Genomic DNA, 18,038 nt, shown 5'->3' with positions numbered 1-18,038 from the left:
ATTGAAAATTAAACTTTTAAAAGTATTCGGAAATTAGATGTCTATCGACCGTCAAAATACGGTACAATAACATTTTAGATATCTGATTAGAAAGCGTGTTTTCTTTGAATAAAAAAATTATGTCAGGTTCATTCTGGCTTTCATTTGGAAGTATCTTTTCACGGGTGCTTGGCGTGATCTATTTGATTCCATGGCTGGCAATGATGGGAAGTGCCGCAAATCAGAATGCTGCCCAAGCGTTGTTTAGTACGTCATATACGCCGTATGCATTGTTTATCTCCCTGGGAACTGCCGGTTTTCCGTCAGCGATTGCTCGGCGTGTAGCCTATTATAACGGTGAAAATAAATTTTTGAATTCTAAGCGATTAGCCAAGGTTGGTTTGGGAATTATGCTGATTTCTGGGGTTGTGTGTGGCATTCTGCTGTATGTGTTGGCACCGCTTCTTTCCGCTAATAGTCCGGTCGTTTCTCCGGCAGTTTCAACAACTGCTATTCGGTTTCTGGTACCGGCAATTGTAATTTTGCCGGCGATGAGTGCTGCTCGTGGGTGGTTTCAAGGAAATCAGGATTTAAAACCGTTTGGTGTTTCCCAATTATGGGAGCAGTTCATTAGAATTATTTTTATTTTGGTGTCCACATATGTTGTTATCTACATCTTTCATAAAACGTTTATCCATGCAGTTTATTTAAGCGTTATGGCTGCTTTGGTTGGCGCATTGGCCAGTTGTTTTTATTTAGCAACCTATTACAAAAAGCAGAGTGCTGACTATGCTGAAAAAAGTCAACAAAGTAAACCATATGATTTGGAGGGAATTGGGCGGACATTTAAAATGATCGCCTATGAATCCATTCCGTTTGTGGTAGTTGGATCAGGAATTTCACTGACGCAGTTGGTCGACCAATTGGTATTTAAGCAGGTAATGGAAAATGTCTTACATAAGACGGCCCTTTATACTCAAAATATTTTTACCATGTTTTCTGCCAACCCAACAAAAATTACAACGGTGGTGGTCTCATTAGCGCTAGCGGTTGCTGAAACAACTCTGCCAATTTTGGCAAGTAGTCGATCGGCTGGCAAGCAAAATATCGGTGATTTGGTTCTGCAAAATCTGAATATGCTGATCTTTGCATTGGTGCCGATTGTCACGATTCTTAGCGCACTTTCATTTGCGATTAACGGCGTATTTTTCCCGTTTAGTTTTTTGGGCGGCAGATACCTTTTCTGGAACATTATTCAAAGTCTGATTCTTGGCTTGGCTATCAATAGTTTAACGCTGCTTCAGGCGTTGCACTACAGTAAAAAGGCGATGTTTTACCTAATTATCGGCTTGATTATCAAACTGGTTTTGCAGGTACCGTTTGTGACCTGGCTGCAGGGCTTCGGTGCTATTTTGGCAACTGCGATTGCCTTTGGGCTGGTTTGTCTGTTAAGTATCCGTGAAATCTGTAAAGAATTTAAAGTCAAATTATCAAAATTAACCCTTAACATTATTGTTAACGTGGTCTTTGCGATTTCTGTCGGTTTGGCCGCAACTGGGATGGAGCGGGTTTACCTGCCGTTAACCAAAGTTTCCGCATTTGTTTATGCCGCAGTCTTTGGCTTGGTCGCATTGCTGATTTATTTGGCAATGGCCAATGCGACCGGCTTATCCAAGCAGGTTTTCGATAAGAAGATTGGGTATCGATACTTTAGATATAAACACTTTGAATAAACACATTGGCTTTTCAGCAGGCCAAATAAAAATACTTCCATTTCATTAGGTGTTTTTACCCTAACGAAATGGAAGTATTTTTTACAGCCACTACTTAACCGGTACCTGCTTAACGCTATTAACAGCTTCGCGAATCTGCTTTGTAAATTTCCCAACAGCAGCTGGCGCCTGTTGTTTTTCTTTGGCGACAATATCAACGATGGCACTACCAATAATCACGCCGTCAGCGATTTCGGCCATTGTTCGCGCCTGTTCGGGCGTATGAACACCAAACCCAATGGCAGTCGGAACATCAGTATACTGCTTGATATTGGCAACCAGGTCTTTTAAGCCGTTGAAGAATTCGTTTCGTTCACCGGTAATTCCCAGTGAGGAGACTACGTAGATGAAGCCAGACGCACGCTTAGCGATCTTTTCGATCCGGTGTCCGGACGTCGGCGTAATCAGTGGGATAATGTCGATGTTGTACTTCTCGGCGATTGGCACAATCTCATCACGACTTTCATATGGTAAATCGGGAATTACCAGCCCGGACACGTCCAGGTCGGCACAACGCTTCAAGAAGGCGTCATAGCCATATTTGAAGACGATGTTTAAGTAAGTTAGAAAGACGATTGGAACGTCGGTTTGTTTTCTGGCTGCTTCGACAATCTCAAAGACAGTCTTGGTGCGGACCTTTGCATCAAAGGCTCGCAGGTCGGCTGCTTGAATAACCGGACCATCGGCGACTGGATCGGAAAAGGGAATTCCTAATTCAACAATGTCGGCACCGGCGTTTGCGAGCGCAACTACATTTTTTACAGTTGTATCAAAGTCCGGGTCATCAGCGACTACGAACGGAATAAAAGCTTTATGATTTTTGAAAATTTCTGACAAATTACTCATCAATGTCCACTCCTTTATATTTGGCGATGCTTGCGACATCCTTGTCACCACGCCCGGAGAGGGTGCAGACAATAATTTGATCTTTGGACATCTTTGGCGCAATTTTTTCAACGTAGGCAACGGCATGGCAACTTTCAATTGCGGCTACAATGCCTTCTTCCCGGGCAATGTATTCGAATGCCTGAACAGCTTCATCATCGGTAATCCCAACGTATTGCGCCCGGCCTTCCTGGGCAAGCGCAGCATGTTCCGGACCGACACCCGGGTAATCCAAACCGGCTGAAATTGAGTAAACCGGATCAATTTGACCGTCATCGTTTTGCATGAACAGTGATTTCATGCCGTGGAAAATCCCAACCGTTCCCCGTTCGATAGTAGCAGCAGTCCGATCAGTATCGACACCTTTGCCGGCAGCTTCGACACCGACTAATTTAACGGATGGGTCATCGATATAGTCCGCAAAGCTGCCAATGGCATTACTGCCGCCACCGACACAGGCAACAACCATATCCGGCAGTCGGCCTTCCTTGCTTTGGAGCTGCTGTTTGGATTCCTTTGAAATAACGCTTTGGAAGTGTTTGACAATGGCTGGGAAGGGTGCCGGTCCAACAGCTGAACCCATCACATAGAATGTGTCTTCACTTCGGCTGGCCCACTCCTGCAAAGTTGCGTTAACGGCATCTTTTAGAACCATTGAACCGCTTGTGACCGGATGAACCTTGGCGCCAAGAAGTTCCATTCGATAAACGTTTAGCTTTTGGCGGTCGGTATCTTCCTTGCCCATGAAGATTTCACATTCCATCCCCATTAAGGCGGCAATCGTTGCGGTGGCAACACCGTGTTGGCCGGCACCGGTTTCAGCGATTAAGCGTTTTTTGCCCAAGTGCTTGGCCAGCAGTGCCTGACCAATAACGTTATTAATCTTGTGAGCACCGGTATGGTTTAAGTCCTCACGTTTTAAGTAGATTTTAGCGCCACCGAGGTCTTCGGTCATATTCTTGGCATAGTATAGCAGAGATGGCCGATTGGCGTAGTTAACCAATAGATCATTCAGTTCTGCTTTAAATTTAGGATCGTCTTTTAAGTCGTTGAAGACTTTAGTTACTTTTTCAAGTTCGGTCATCAGGGTCTCGGGGATGTATTGGCCACCGAAATCTTTACCGTAACGGCCGGTTTGCTTTTCATTTTGTTTTGCTTCATTCAGTGTTTTCATAATAAAATTTCCTCTTTTACGTTTTTAATAAATCGGGTGATCTTACTGGCATCTTTATGGCCGGCTGTTTCGACACCGCTGGAGACGTCAACAATATCGGGGCGAACGATTTGAACAGCCTGAGCAACGTTTTCAGGCGTTAGGCCACCCGCCAGAATAAGTGGGCGGTCAATATGTGGAATGGCTTTTAAGTTAAGAAGTCGGCCGCTGCCCTTACCGCTGTCAACCATCAGGTAGTCGGCGGTAGAAGTCAGATCAATTGACTGACGTTCAAAGACCTGAATAACCTGGAGACCGGCTTGTTGTAGTCGGGTGATTTCTGTTGGCGTGCTTTTACCATGCAGCTGAGCAATATCAATGGCGCCGGCTTTGTAGGCGGCCAGAATATCGTCAGCGGATTCATTGACAAACACGCCGACAGCTTTAATACCAGGCTTTAACAGCATTTTTAGTGCTAAGGCTGTTTCAAGTGATACCTGGTGGCGGCTGGGAGCGAAGACAAAGCCGGCAAAATCAGCGTCGGCGGCGTTAACCGCCAAGACATCGGCCGGTTTCATCAGACCGCAAATTTTAACTTTAACCATTTTTAGACCTCCTTGAACGTTTCAATCAGTTGCTTTTTTTGATCGGATCTCATTAAGGTTTCACCCATCAGAATGGCATTGAAATTGGCTGCTGCCAGCTTTTCGACATCTTGCCTGGTTTTAATACCACTTTCGGCGACCACAGGGATTGTTTGTGGGACCATTGCCCGTAGCTTTAAGCTGTTATTGAAATCCACTTTGAAATCTTTGAGGTTCCGATTATTAATGCCGATGATTTTAGCACCGGATTTTAACGCCCGGGTGACTTCATCAGCGGTATAGGCTTCAACGATTGCCTGCATGCCTAACTGTTCTGCCAATTCCCGGTAGGCAATTAACTGCTGGTCGTCTAGAATGGCAACAATCAACAGGATAATACCGGCACCGTTGGCCTTGGCTTCATAAATCATGTAAGGATCGATTGTGAAGTCTTTGCGCAGGGTTGGAACTGATACTGCTTGGCTGATGGCTTTTAGGTAGTGCAGGTGGCCGTTAAAGTAATCCGGCTCGGTTAAAACGGAGATTGCATCGGCACCGGCCTGATCATAAGCCTTGGCAATTTCCAAATAGGGAAAATCGGTGACGATGGTTCCCTTTGAGGGGGATGCCTTTTTAACTTCGGAAATAATGTGTAAACCGGGCTGCTTTAAGATAGAAAGGAAATTCGGCTTGGTGGTTGCCGGCATGGCAGCGACTTCACGTTTTAGTTCGGTTAATGAGTGACGCTTTTGGTGGCGAATCAATCGTTTTTCGGTAACGGTAACCAGATCATCTAAGATCATGCCACCACGTCCTTACGTTTGTTGGAAAAGGCCAACAGTCGGTTGAGCTCCTCGAGGGCTTTGCCATCATCAATGGTTTTGGCTGCCAAGTCAATGCCGGCTTGAATTGATAGTTCAGGATGAGCCAGGTGAAGTGCCGAACCGGCGTTTAATAAAACGATGTCGCGTTTAGGGCCTTTTTTGCCGGATAAAATATCGCGGGTAATTTTACCATTATCTTCGGGGGTGCCACCGACCAATTCGTCTCGTTGACTGCGGTTGAAACCGAATTGTTCAGGCGTCAGTGTATAGCGGGTTAACTTGCCGTCTCGTAATTCAACGACGGCGGTTTCATCAGCAGTCGTCATTTCATCGAGGCCATCGCGACCATGAATAACCATGGCGTTTTTAACGCCCAGCTTCTTCAAAACATTGGCCAATGGTTCAAGTAACGATTCATCGTAGACACCAAGTAATTGGCGGGTTGGATGGGCTGGATTTGCCAGTGGGCCGAGGATATTGAAGATTGTTCGGAAACCAAGTTGCTTTCTAACCGGCGCAACGTACTTCATTGACTTGTGATATTCCTGGGCGAATAGGAAGGCCAGGTTGTTTTCTTTTAAACTTTGGTAACTAACGGCCGGCGTTTCGTTAATATCTAAACCGAGGGCTTCCAATACATCGGCAGCGCCGCTCTTGGATGAAGCAGCACGGTTGCCATGCTTGGCAACTTTAGTGCCGGTTGCAGCAACCACAATGGCACTGGTTGTTGAGATATTGAAAGTGTTGGCATGATCACCGCCGGTTCCAACGATTTCCAAAACATCATTAGTTTCCGGAAAGGCAAGGGCATGACTTCTCATAGAGGCTGCCGCACCGGCAATTTCATCAATCGTTGGATTCTTGGCGGTTAAAGCCGTCAATAAACTGGCAGTTTGAACTTCAGATGCTTCACCGTTCATAATTTCATCTAGAACAGCTTGGCTTTCTTCAAAGGTTAGGTTTTCGTGGTTAACGACTTTTTCAATGGCTTGTTTGATCATAATAGATTCCTCCAAATTTAATTTGATTTAAGTTGTTGTGTCATTACGATGAAATTTAATATGACCTTTGCCATCGTTTGATTTCCTTTGTTAGTTGCATATCCAAGACCTCCGTTTATACAAAAAATCCGCCCATAACTTCGATAAGTTAAGGACGGATTTTTCCGCGGTGCCACCTTAGTTCAATTAACCGGGTCTTCAACAAATAATCATGATTGATTAGTATGAAATTCCCAATTAATTACGCTTAGCGAGGGACCAACATCCCTCCGACAACTGACGTATGCCTGCACGTTTCTCCGTACTCGAATACTTTCGGGAGAACCCTCCGTGGTCCATTTAATCATCTGCGTTCGATTGCACTCTCAGCAACGGCAACTCTCTTTGCGTGCACAATGATCTTGATCTCCACGTCATCGGTTTTTCTCATGGACGAATATTAATTGTTGCTTTGTATATTAGAGGCTTTCCGGCAAAATGTCAATGATTTTAATGAAACTTTTTTAGCTAATGTTTTGAAGTTACCAAAAATCAGCGCCCGTTTTGGATGAACACCCGTTAGAAAACGTTGATATAGCAAGGATAAAGGGATGCTGATTATTTGGATCAATGATGGTTCAATCACGTTAAAAAATAAAATGTTTTTTTGAACTTAACAACATTTAATGATTCTGAGAATTAAATGAAAATTTAAGTAAAAACAACTAGCTTTTAGAGTGGGGAAGTGGTAAGACTAATGGTGAGAGAAATAGGGGAAGTGATTGCATGCAGCGTCAATTAAGACCGACACAGGGTCAATTTAGGAATCAGGTTCAAGACGCGTTACATAAAAAGCGAGTCGATGAAATCAAGTTAATCGGCGATTTTGCGACCATCGCGAATTTTATCATGTACGTTTCATATATTGGTGAGATTATTGGTAATTTAAACGGTGATCCGATTTCACCGGTTCAACCGTTGTTTGCGGCGTTAAACGCGACGCTGTGGGTTGGCTATGGCTGGTTAAAACCGACCAAGGATTGGCGATTGATTATTGCAAGCTTTCCAGGCGTTGTCTTTGGCATACTAACACCTTAACGGCAATGATGTAGTTGACCAGGTAATGAAGTTGAAAATCAAAAAGGACGTCCGCATAACGGCTTTAAAAAACCAAAGCTGTTATGTGGGCGTCCTTTTGTAATCGAAGCAGTGATTATACCGATTTCAAAAAGTTATAAACTTAATAATTTTAAATTCGTAATCAGGACACTACCAACAATGACCAGTGCTGAACCAAGCACAATTTTGACCATTTGATCGGAAGTCTTTCGTTCGTGAAGAATGTAGATACCGCCAAATGTTCCTACCACGATTCCCAGCTGGGAAAGGGTCGTTGCGGTTGCCTGACCGATTGCCGGGTTGGCTGTCGAAATGAACATAAACAGATTACCCACACCCCAATTAACACCGGTAACCAGGTTTTTGAAGGTCGGCTTGGCAAATAGGTGCTTTTCGTGCAGAATGAAAATTCCAATCAGCGCCGAGCCAATCACCTGACCAACTGCTTGGGGTGTGACGATTGCCGTCATATAATTAATCCCATTGTTGGCATTATGAACCTGCTCACTGATGAAGCCGACTTTTACCAATAGGTTCGGGAAAACAAAGTAGAGCATAAATCCGATTGTAGAGAGAAGCAGGGCAAACAGGCCTTGCAGATAGGTTGCCGGTCGCTTTTGAGCTGCCTTTTTTTCAACGTTTGAGCGGGCAGCGGTTAAAAGAGCTCCAATGGTTACTAGGGCAATCGAAATAATGCCGAAGAACCACATGTTTAGCGTTGTCCATTCGCCGAGAACCGCAGCGGCCATTAAAGCGTTACACACGATTTGACCGGCTGTTGAAAGCGGAAAGGCGGCCGAAACGCCCATCTTTTTATAAGCAAAAAATTGGCCCACAGTTCCTACCGACCAGAATAAGCCGGAAAATAGGCCAACCAACCAGATTCTGCCGTCAACGGCAATCCCGTTTGGCAGTACAAAGAACAAATAGACACCAAGTGCCAAAATCAATGCCCCGCAGGACTCGCCAAAAGTCTGCTGCGCGGATGATCCACCCATTTTGGTACCGATAATACCGGTGGCACCCCAGGTTAATGGTGGAATGAGTGCTAATAAAATACTGATGCTCATGATAGATAGTTCCCCCGTTTTTAAATAAATCATTGGTCAATTTTTTTGTGACTGGAATGATTATATCACAGCCGGTAGTCGTCTAAACCAAAAGATCACGTGCGATTCAAAAAATTTTGCTTTATAATAAGGCTAACTAAATGCGACAGCCGTCAAAGTTTGAACAAAAACGTGACTGTAGCGCGCCTATAACAGGCTGAGGAGGTCTTTTAAATGAAGCTGACAATTTCACTTGCCCAATTGGATATCTTTTTTGGCAATCCCGATCAAAACTTTGCCCAGATTGAACCGGCTGTTAAACGGGCAGCTGAGGAAAACGCTGATGTGGTGGTGTTCCCGGAAATGTGGAATACCGGTTATGATTTGACGCGGTTTGCTGAAATTGCCGATCCGACAGGTCAGCGAACGCAAAACTTGTTGGCCGGCCTTGCTAAAAAATATCACCTGACTGTCCACGGCGGTTCGGTTGCGACTGCTGATGACGGCGCGTATTATAATACAACGTATATTTACGGCCCGGACGGGCGCCAACTGGCTGCCTACCGAAAAGTGCATTTATTCGGTTTAATGCGGGAAGATCAGTATTTGGCTGCCGGTCATGAAGAAGATCATTTTCAGGTAAACGGCATTGACGCCACCAGTGTCATTTGCTACGACATTCGCTTCCCGGAATGGCTGCGGACATTGAGCCTGGACAACAGTCGGATTATTTTTGTGCCGGCAGAATGGCCAACTGTTAGAATACCACAGTGGCGACGATTATTAGCCGCCCGGGCAATTGAAAATCAAAGCTTTGTGGTAGCGGTTAATCGGGTCGGCAGTGATCCTGATAATCAATTTGGAGGCCATTCCGGCATTTATAATCCGCTGGGAGATGAAATCCTGACGTTAAACGATCAGCCCCAGTTAAAAACGGTGACGATCGATACAGCGGAAACCGATGAGGCTCGGGGTTTTATGCCCGTATTTGCCGATCGGCGGCCGGAATTATATCGGTAAAAGATCAGGGATACTCGCTTGAAGACCCAGTACTATTAAAGGAATCAATCATTTTTAATTTAATGAACCAACTTAAAACAGCCAACTGAATCGAATTTCAAAATGAAATTGATCCATGTTGGCTGTCTTTTGGTTTTTACGATAGTGGTTAAGTTAATCGTTAACAATAATTACCCGGCCGTTGTGTTTTTCTTCCAATAATTGGTGGCCCTTTACAAAACCGTCACGGGAAAACGGCAGGGTGTAGCCGATGTTGATGGTTAATTTACCATCCCGCATCAAATCAACGACGGCTTGAAGGGCTTCTCGATCAGTCATTTCATTAGTCGGGTGAATGTGGACAAAATTCAGTGGTTTATCAGTGACGGGGGATTCATGGGCAACGCTGGCAATGGTGCCACCGGGCTTTACCATCGCAATATCATCGGCTGTGCCGGCGCCATTCATGGCGCTGTTAATGACAACGTCTGCCCGATTGGCTAAAAGCGTTGCCGGATCGTTTTGATCGTAAGCGACAAACTCAGCGGCTCCAAGAGATTTAACGTAATCCGCGTTATGGCTGGCAGCAATGCCGATGACCGTTGCACCAAGGTCAGCCGCGATTTGAACGGAAATGGAACCAACGCCACCGGAAGCGCCCTTAACGATAACGGTTTGTCCGGATTGAAGATTAGCAAAAAACTTAACGGCTTTATAAGCGGTTAATCCCGGGGTAATAATGCCGGCCGCTTTAGTTGGGGTAATGCCGTCGGGGAGCTTGACGGTGGCATTCAAATCGGCAAGGGCGTATTCCGCGTAGCCGTGTTCCGTATGGGTGAGGACCAGATCTCCTTCCGAAAAGCCGGTCACCTCCCCGCCGACCATTACAACTTCACCGACAACGTCTCTGCCGGGGATGGTGGGTGTACCTATCCCACCGTAACCGCCGGCGCGTTCCGCACGTTCGCGGTTGTTTAAGCCGATCGCAATGGTTTTTACCAGTAATTGATCCGCTGCCGGAGACGGTGTTGGAATGTCGTAAGTCTGAAAAACGTCTGGGGCACCATGATGTTCATAGCCGAATGCTTTCATAATAATGAGGCCTCCTTATGGTTGATTCGTTTAATAACGAGGTTATTGTAAGCGCAAACCTGAGTTGGGGCAAGCAAAGTGCCTTGTTTTTCGAAAAGGGTTATTGAACAAAAATATATGAGTGGCCATATGAAACCAAACAAAAAGTCGAGACACGTCAGGCCTCGACTTTTGAGATTCCTGATTTATTTTGCTTTCTTTAATTCAATATCCTGATTGGTCATGCGATTCCGCATTAAAAAGGCAGCTCCAAGTGCTCCGAGAATGACGAGTACGCCGGATGTAATGGCAACGGCGGTCATGCCATTATCGTAGGCTTTAATGACGACTTGCTGCAGTTCGTGGGCAAACGGCATTTTTGACAGCCGTTCTGAAAACGCAATCCCGTGACCGGAAAACGGGCCGGCGTTAATAAGGGCATTTTTTATACCAATTAAAGCCTGGCTTGGCATTGCGATATGATGTAAATTGGCGTTTAAATAGTTTTTAAACTGAGCGTCTTGAATCAAGCCTAAGCCGACCACGCCAACGGTGGTACCGAATTGACGAAAGACGTTAAGCAGGCCGGAAACCATGCCCATTTCATTTGGCAGAGCACCCTCCATGCCGGCCGTATTCAAGAGTGGGTTGACCATCCCGTTTGCCAGGCCCATCAAAACCATGCCGGGCCAGAGTTCCACGAAGCTGACGGTCGGACTGATTGCCTTGGCCATTGAAAAGAAGCCCAGGCCACCGATGACCAAACTGATGACGATCATCCACTTTTTGGAATATCTCGCACTCAAAATCCCGGCAACCGGGCCGAGTACCAGTGACCAGCCGCTGATTGTCAGCTGCCGGACCCCGGTTTGAACGGCGGAATAACCGATGTAATTCTGCATGAGGGCAGTTAAAAATGCGTTATAGGCATAAATGCCGGCTCCTAGTGAGAAGGCAACGGCAATCGTTCCTAAAAAATGCGGCCGTTTGAACATTTTTATGTCCATCATCGGGTCTGTCACCCGCAGTTCGACAAAAACAAAAGTAATCATAATGATCAGACCGCCAAGTAATAGCCCGATTACCTGCGGCTCAAACCATGACCAGTGGGGGTGGCTTTCTTTAATAATCAAGCCGTAAATAATTGCAAATAAACCAATCGCGGAAAGCCCCATTCCTGCAAGGTCGATTTTGTGATTTTTACCGTAACTGGGGGTTTCGGCAACGTAGAAAATTGTTAGGATAACGGCAATAATGCCAAACGGCACGTTAACGTAGAAAATGGCCGGCCAGCCGAAGTGTTCAACCAAATAACCGCCGATCAATGGCCCGGACGCTGATGAAACACCAATGATGGAGCCTAAAATACCGAGAGCCAGACCACGTTGGCGGCCTTCGAAGTTGGAAGCAACCAAGGCCATTGAAAGTGACATCATTCCGGCACCGCCGATAGCCTGAACGCCGCGGCCAATATCTAGAATCAACAGACTGGGCGCCATCCCGTTAATTGCCGAAGCAATCACAAACAATATCAGTGAGCCTAAAAAGACTTTCTTGCGGCCATACATATCCCCAAGTTTCGACATGATCATTAAGGTAACAGCGTAAACCAATGTATAGGCGTTCAAAACCCACTGCAGGTTGGTGAAGGTGGTGTTAAATCCGCGAGCCATCGTTGGTAAGGCCACGTTAACAACCGTTACGTCGAGTAATCCCATAAAGACACCGAGCCCCATTGCCAGCAGTGCAATCCACTGGTTTAGTTTACTTTGTTTGTTCATTTTCCAATCGCTTCCTATCCTGATTAATTTCTTGACGACAACTTTTAATCCATTTTAATTTCGCCTGACAGATAGCGATGCTCAGTTCCAAAGAACGAATGGCCCAAATAATATATGGCCGATTGATTGTGGGATCGTCATCATACTTTTCCTGCAGATGACGACGAACTTCTCGATAAACACCAAGGTCATCTTGCTCAGCAGCCTGATAGTCAGCCAGGATTTGTTCCTGAGTGGTTTGGTCGACACCGGCCATGCCCCGGAATTTAAAGCGGAAAATGGCTTCCCGCTTGGCATCCCGGGCAACCTGCCGGTTCATAAGCTGGCGAAACCGGGTTATGCCGGCTGCCGTAATATGAGCTACCTTTTTATTTCGGGGGTTGTCATCATCTTCAATAAAATTGATGAAGCCTTTATCCGCTAATTTGCGTAGTAGAGGATACATCACGCCGTTGGAAATCTCCCGCCTGGGAACTAAGCTGCTTTCCAAAATGACCCGCAGCTTGTAGCCGGACATGTCTCGCGACGTTAAAACACCTAAAATTAATAATTCGTACAAAATGTAACCCTCCCAATATGTCGAAGCGACTTATCTATCATAGGTCGTTTCGACGGATGATGCAAGTATTTTCTTCAGTAAATTGCGCGCTAATTATCTTGATATTGACAAAAAAAGGACGTGTGATAAGATAAAACTAATTGTTCACAATTAATATCAATAATTGGGAGTATTCGAATGAATGATGAAATAAAGTTAGCCAATCAGCTGGGCTTTACGTTTTTTAGTGCCAACCGTTTATTTAACAAGTTTTATCAGCAGGCACTTGAACCGTTTGCATTAACATATCCGCAGTACTTAATATTATTACATTTGTGGGAACGTGATAATCAAACGCTTCGTGAACTGGGGCTGGAATTGGGGCTGGCCAATAACAAGTTAAGACCTTTACTGGGTCGTTTGAAAAAAGATGGTTGGATTGCCCGTAGTTCGGTTCCCTATGATAAACGTCAGTTTGCTGTTAAGCTAACCGAAAAGGGAAAAGATAGCCAGGCGGTAATTCTTAAGGCAGTTTCTGAGCTTGTTGGCCGAGACCATTTAAACATTGAGCGGTACCGGCAAGCCCTGAAAGTTAATGAAGAGCTGCTGACAGCTCTGGAAAGCGCTGTAAAGAATGAATGAGTGGACAGGTTATCCTTTGGTTGGGGCAGCAGTTTATTAAAATAAAGTCCCGGACTTGATAAATTTACCAATATTGATAATTAATCAAAAAATGCCTGTAAAAATGTTAAATCAATAATTAATCAATTAAAACGCAGTTCAAAGTGGTAATCATGCTTTTGAACTGCGTTTTAGTTTGATTAACGATTCATAATCTTATAAATCATGTACAGAATCAACGCCACGATCAGGCCGATTCCGATCAATGGCTGCTCGTTAAAAATAAAATGGATAAATCTCACGGTATGAAAACCATGAAGAGCGGCGGGAAAAAAATCAAAAAAAGTCATGTCATTTCGCTTCTTTCTAGTATACTTACTTATGTGGATCTTTTAATATTTAGGGCGTTTTTAAGCGTCGGATTTGTTAAAACGATATTTCTGTTCTATTCTAATATTAAACTAATTTCTGCATCAGGAGGGAAAAATGACTATTGATGCATCTTCAATTTTTAACGCGGTTGTCATCATTAACGCGATTTTCGCTGTGTTGACGGTCTTTCGAGAAAAACGCGATATTGCGGCGATTTGGGCCTGGCTGCTGGTGCTGGTTTTCCTGCCGCTGGTCGGGTTTATTGCCTACGCCTTTTTGGGACGTAAACTACCGAAAAACCGGTTGTTTAAATTACATAAACACGTGCAGATGCAGTTGGATGAACGGCTTAAGGAGCAACGAAGCCAGTTGGGCCATGCGGATAAGACACCAGCTGATGAGGTTGTTCGGAAAAATCGCAACGCGGTCGACATGTTTATGACCACCGATTCGGCTTTTTTGGCCCGTCAAAATAAAGTTCATATTTTTACAAACGGTAATGAGCTTTTCCATCGCATTATCGAGGATATTGAAAGCGCGAAGAAAAGTATTCATATTGAATTCTACACGTTTTATAATGATCGAATTGGTAATGAGATTCGGGATTTATTAATTGCCAAGGCCAAGCAAGGCGTTGAAGTCCGGGTCATTTATGATTCTTGGGGATCGATGGGGACTACCCGGAAATTCTTTCAGCCATTAGCCGAAGCCGGCGGTCATGCTTATCCGTTCTTGAATACGCGATCGGTCTTATTGGACTTCCGGATTAACTTTCGTGATCATAGAAAGATTATTGTGATTGATGGTAAAATCGGCTATACTGGCGGTTTTAATATTGGTGACCAGTATTTGGGCCGTAAGAAAAAGTTTGGTAATTGGCGTGATACGCATATTCGCATTATCGGGTCGGGCGTCTTCGGTTTGCAAGCTCGGTTCATTTTGGATTGGAACGCAACCAGTCCCCGGGGGCAAATTGATGAGGATCAAGTGCAGGCCAAATATTTCCCGGTTACCACTACCAAGGGCAATGTTAATATGCAGATTGTATCCAGTGGACCGGATTCCGATCTTCAGCAGATTAAAATGGGCTATATTAAGTTAATTACCATGGCGACCAAGTATTGCTGGATCCAATCACCTTATTTGATTCCGGATGACAGTGTTTTGGACGCTTTGCGGATCGCGGCGATGTCGGGCGTTGATGTACGGATTATGATTCCCAGCATGCCTGATCATCCGTTTGTTTACCGGGCAACCCAATATTATGCCCGTCAGTTGGCCGAACAGGGAGTGAAGATCTACTATTACGGCAATGGCTTTATGCATGCCAAGACAATGGTGATCGATGATGAAATTGCTTCGGTTGGCTCTGCTAATTTGGACTATCGCAGTTTCAAACTGAATTTTGAAATTAATTCGTTTATTTATGATGAAAAATTTGCTAAGCAAATGCGTGACATTTATTTAGATGATATTGCCGTCAGTGAATTACAGACGCCGGCGATGTTTGAGCGGCAGTCGTTATGGCTTAAGTTTAAGCAGACTTTCAGTCGACTGCTGTCACCGATCCTTTAGGTGTTGGCGGGCGTCGAATATAAGCCTAATCATTTGTAAACGACCCAGGAATCATCGTATAATAATGGTGAAAGGTGAACAGACTAATCACCTGCTTGGCAAATGAGGGATAACAGCAGAAATTAATCAGGCGCTGGGTCATCGAATCCAGATCCGAGTAGTTTGCCGCCTAACGACAGAGATATAATGTAACACAATACCCGACCAGCCGATTTGGTCAATGATTGGTCTAATACCTTTCACAAGATACCATCTCGAATGTGGCTGGATGATAATCCGGATAGCCACAATGTGTAAACCAGGACCCGACATTGTTTAACTTAATGTTGGGTCCTGGTTTTGTGTTAAGTCTGCTCTATTTATAGAAGGGATGTTTGGCAGTGAAAAGACTAACGGTTTACGCCCGTCAAAATGAACAAAGTGCGTTGTTTAAGGCTTTTAAAAAGTTAATCCTTTTGAAGAAGGCAGGTCGTTTCACGAAGGCTCTTGCCGGATATAAGTTATCCGTGGTGGAAGTTAGCAGCAAAGCAAAGCTTCAAAAACTGGATGATGAAGAAAGAGTGACCTTATTTTCAAATGATGGCAGTGAGCTGCTGCCGATAGTTACGTTAGATAATCAAATTATCAAAAGGGGAAGTTTCTTGTCACCAAAGGAGCTTTCACAACTATTTGATGGTTTGTCTTTGCAAATTGATGACAAAAAAGAATAATATTGTTATTTACAAAAAGATCAGGCATTACTACCTTCAAGTCTCGAAAAGTGGTAATGTCTGATTTTTTGTTGCTAAAATTAGTAACAGTAGTTTACTTTGTATAATCGATAGATTTGGTTTCCTTGGTAGTGATCAAGGCGATTAGTGAAACAATTGCCATAATTGCCAGATACGTCCCAACAGCGTGAATGCCCCATTTATCTACCAGGAAGGAAGCAATCGTCGGCGCAAAAGCGGCCCCAATAATGGCTGACATGTTGTACGCGATACCGGCACCCGAATAACGGGTATTGGTAGGGAATAACTCAGGAAGCAATGCACCGATCGGGCCATAAACAATCCCCATGGTGAAAAAGCCAATAAAGAGGAAAAACAGGCTGCCAAAGAGGTTGTGTTGCCCTTGGAAGAAAAATGGAAATGCGAATGCAAAGGCTGTGATTAGGATCGTACCGGTAATTAAGACTTTCTTACGGCCAAATTTATCGGCCAATACTGATGAATAAAGGATCATAATCCCAAAGACGATGATGGCAGACATTAGCAGTAACAGCCATTCCCGGTTATTAAATCCGAGCGCCGTGGTTGCGTAACTCAATGACCACGTTGAAAGCAAAAAGAAGAATGTGTACGAAACACCCATTGTCAGCGCTCCTTGGATAACTTGGCGCCAGTTTTTACGGAAAACTTCAACTAAAGGTGCTTTTTCAACGGTGTTTTGCTGCTGAGCTAATCGGAAGAGTGGGGTTTCCTGCATTTTGCGACGAACCCATAGGCCGACAATAACGAGGACAGCGGAAGCCAGAAACGGTACTCGCCAGCCGAAAGTGTTCATTTGAGCGGGCGTTAGGATTGATTCCAGCGTGAAGAAAAGACCATTACTTAAGAAAAAGCCGATCGGCGCACCTAGTTCGGGAAAAGCGCCATAAAGCGCCCGTTTGCCCTTTGGTGCATTTTCCGTAGCGACCAGAACGGCACCGGACCATTCACCGCCAAGGCCGATTCCCTGAATGAACCTGGCTAGGCAAAGTAACATGATTGCCGTGATACCAAGGGTTTTGTAGCCGGGAAGCAGACCGATAATGACGGTCGAAACACCCATTAGTAGTAGGGAAACAACCAGGGCGCGTTTGCGACCCAGTTTATCACCGAAGTGGCCAAATAGCAGTGACCCCAGCGGTCGGGCGACAAAAGCAACGCCGAAAGTTAAAAGGCTTAGAATCATTGCAATAGTTGGGGTTAGCGACGGGAAAAAGACGTTTGGAAAGTATGTAGCGGCAGCGGTTCCGTAGGCGTAAAAATCAAAGAATTCAATTGCGGTGCCGATCATTGAGGCAAAAATAACGGTTTTCACCGGGTCTCGTTGCAGGCTGTTAGACTTGGCAGTTGTGTCATATGTTGGATTGGTATTTTCCATTTGAGGTCAACTCTCTTTCTGTAGTAGGGCTACTGGATATTTGGGTAGTCTCAACCAAGCGGGCCTGGATGATAAATATCAAGTATCGTCATAAAAGCGGTGGCGAGGATGCAGGTTAATAAAAGCGTTTGGCATAATAGTTATATCTTTGGCAATCAACTCCTTTAAGGATAAAAAAAGCCAAGAACCGAATTGACAGTTCTTGGCTTGAAAACCAATTCTGCCCGTTTTTGCGGGCAGTCAAAAGTGCGCCCGCGGGTTAAATAATGACGACACGAACGGCAATAATGACTAAATTGTAAATTGAATTGATTTTCATAATTTCTTCCTCGTTTTTTTAGGTTGATAGAATCTTACCAGATTAAAAATGAAAAGTAAATAAGAAAATGAAAATAATTTAATTTTAAAAAAGGAAAATGTTGTTGAAAGGCCTTTCTGACAACATTCTTAAATGTGATAGCTTTAAATTTAATAGATTGATTCAGGGTGGCTATTTTTAGATTTGATTTTGTTTGTTAAAAAAACACCAGCTGTGGCTGATGGCGGGTTAATTAATGTTTTTTGATGAATAAACGGTTCATTATTACATACAGAGGAAGAGATATAATT

Annotated in this window: 17 protein-coding genes; 6 read left to right on the top strand and 11 right to left on the bottom strand. The window is 44.5% G+C overall.

Going from position 1 to position 18,038, the window contains the following annotated elements; all coding sequences use genetic code 11:
- The first annotated feature begins 104 nt into the window (after positions 1-104).
- On the top strand, positions 105-1,712 hold the full coding sequence (locus JCM14108_RS04635) for a polysaccharide biosynthesis protein (protein ID WP_235807183.1): 1,608 nt from the start codon (positions 105-107) through the stop codon (positions 1,710-1,712).
- A gap of 90 nt (positions 1,713-1,802) precedes the next feature.
- On the opposite strand, the gene trpA is transcribed toward JCM14108_RS04635, so the two are convergent.
- From trpA to trpD, 5 genes are read right to left on the bottom strand one after another with little or no spacing between them, the layout of a single operon-like run.
- Complete coding sequence (trpA, locus tag JCM14108_RS04630; protein ID WP_035178754.1) at positions 1,803-2,597, bottom strand: tryptophan synthase subunit alpha; 795 nt, start codon at positions 2,595-2,597, stop codon at positions 1,803-1,805.
- Positions 2,590-3,810: a tryptophan synthase subunit beta gene (gene trpB / locus JCM14108_RS04625; RefSeq protein WP_035178752.1), complete on the bottom strand. Its 1,221-nt coding sequence runs from the start codon at positions 3,808-3,810 to the stop codon at positions 2,590-2,592. The genes trpA and trpB overlap by 8 nt, the downstream gene beginning before the upstream one ends.
- A complete protein-coding gene (locus JCM14108_RS04620; protein WP_035178750.1) occupies positions 3,807-4,394 on the bottom strand; it encodes a phosphoribosylanthranilate isomerase in 588 nt (195 codons plus the stop codon). The genes trpB and JCM14108_RS04620 overlap by 4 nt, the downstream gene beginning before the upstream one ends.
- A gap of 2 nt (positions 4,395-4,396) precedes the next feature.
- Positions 4,397-5,176, bottom strand: coding sequence for an indole-3-glycerol phosphate synthase TrpC (gene trpC, locus JCM14108_RS04615; RefSeq protein WP_035178749.1), 780 nt, complete (start codon positions 5,174-5,176; stop codon positions 4,397-4,399).
- Positions 5,173-6,198, bottom strand: coding sequence for an anthranilate phosphoribosyltransferase (gene trpD / locus JCM14108_RS04610; RefSeq protein ID WP_035178748.1), 1,026 nt, complete (start codon positions 6,196-6,198; stop codon positions 5,173-5,175). Before trpD ends, trpC begins: the two co-directional genes overlap by 4 nt.
- A gap of 765 nt (positions 6,199-6,963) precedes the next feature.
- Here trpD and JCM14108_RS04605 point away from each other — a divergent pair.
- The gene (locus tag JCM14108_RS04605; protein ID WP_035178746.1) at positions 6,964-7,275 is read left to right on the top strand and encodes a SemiSWEET family transporter; all 312 of its coding nucleotides are present in this window, start codon (positions 6,964-6,966) and stop codon (positions 7,273-7,275) included.
- A 134-nt stretch (positions 7,276-7,409) separates the two neighbouring features.
- Here the strand turns inward: JCM14108_RS04605 and JCM14108_RS04600 are convergent, their stop codons facing one another.
- Entirely contained in the window at positions 7,410-8,366 is a 957-nt protein-coding gene (locus JCM14108_RS04600; protein ID WP_035178745.1) for a GRP family sugar transporter, read from the bottom strand.
- Between the two features lie 213 nt (positions 8,367-8,579).
- Here JCM14108_RS04600 and JCM14108_RS04595 point away from each other — a divergent pair, with 213 nt between their 5' ends.
- Positions 8,580-9,365, top strand: coding sequence for a carbon-nitrogen family hydrolase (locus JCM14108_RS04595; RefSeq protein WP_035178743.1), 786 nt, complete (start codon positions 8,580-8,582; stop codon positions 9,363-9,365).
- 153 nt (positions 9,366-9,518) lie between these two features.
- Here the strand turns inward: JCM14108_RS04595 and JCM14108_RS04590 are convergent, their stop codons facing one another.
- The 3 genes from JCM14108_RS04590 to JCM14108_RS04580 all read right to left on the bottom strand — a co-directional run bounded on the left by JCM14108_RS04590 (position 9,519) and on the right by JCM14108_RS04580 (position 12,755).
- Complete coding sequence (locus JCM14108_RS04590) at positions 9,519-10,436, bottom strand: NADP-dependent oxidoreductase (protein ID WP_035178740.1); 918 nt, start codon at positions 10,434-10,436, stop codon at positions 9,519-9,521.
- Positions 10,437-10,621: 185 nt separating this feature from the next.
- Positions 10,622-12,196: an MFS transporter gene (locus tag JCM14108_RS04585; protein WP_035178736.1), complete on the bottom strand. Its 1,575-nt coding sequence runs from the start codon at positions 12,194-12,196 to the stop codon at positions 10,622-10,624.
- A complete protein-coding gene (locus JCM14108_RS04580) occupies positions 12,180-12,755 on the bottom strand; it encodes a PadR family transcriptional regulator (protein ID WP_035178735.1) in 576 nt (191 codons plus the stop codon). Before JCM14108_RS04580 ends, JCM14108_RS04585 begins: the two co-directional genes overlap by 17 nt.
- Before the next feature lie 177 nt (positions 12,756-12,932).
- Here JCM14108_RS04580 and JCM14108_RS04575 point away from each other — a divergent pair, with 177 nt between their 5' ends.
- Positions 12,933-13,376 (top strand): MarR family winged helix-turn-helix transcriptional regulator, encoded by a 444-nt coding sequence (locus JCM14108_RS04575; protein ID WP_035178732.1) that lies wholly within the window; start codon positions 12,933-12,935, stop codon positions 13,374-13,376.
- A gap of 179 nt (positions 13,377-13,555) precedes the next feature.
- On the opposite strand, the gene JCM14108_RS14800 is transcribed toward JCM14108_RS04575, so the two are convergent.
- Positions 13,556-13,705 carry a hypothetical protein gene (locus JCM14108_RS14800; protein WP_191978530.1) on the bottom strand — a complete coding sequence of 50 codons (150 nt, stop codon included), beginning with the start codon at positions 13,703-13,705 and terminating at the stop codon, positions 13,556-13,558.
- Positions 13,706-13,841: 136 nt separating this feature from the next.
- On the opposite strand from JCM14108_RS14800, the gene cls reads away from it, so the two are divergent.
- The gene (gene cls / locus JCM14108_RS04570; protein ID WP_035178731.1) at positions 13,842-15,302 is read left to right on the top strand and encodes a cardiolipin synthase; all 1,461 of its coding nucleotides are present in this window, start codon (positions 13,842-13,844) and stop codon (positions 15,300-15,302) included.
- 380 nt (positions 15,303-15,682) lie between these two features.
- Positions 15,683-16,012, top strand: a complete 330-nt coding sequence (locus JCM14108_RS04565; protein ID WP_035178730.1) for a hypothetical protein — start codon at positions 15,683-15,685, stop codon at positions 16,010-16,012.
- 94 nt (positions 16,013-16,106) lie between these two features.
- On the opposite strand, the gene JCM14108_RS04560 is transcribed toward JCM14108_RS04565, so the two are convergent.
- Positions 16,107-17,429: an MFS transporter gene (locus JCM14108_RS04560; protein WP_035178729.1), complete on the bottom strand. Its 1,323-nt coding sequence runs from the start codon at positions 17,427-17,429 to the stop codon at positions 16,107-16,109.
- Between the last annotated feature and the right edge of the window lie 609 nt (positions 17,430-18,038).

Source organism: Lentilactobacillus farraginis DSM 18382 = JCM 14108 (genome assembly GCF_000583655.1).
Lineage (GTDB): Bacteria > Bacillota > Bacilli > Lactobacillales > Lactobacillaceae > Lentilactobacillus > Lentilactobacillus farraginis.
This window is presented reverse-complemented; position numbering and strand designations above follow the sequence as displayed.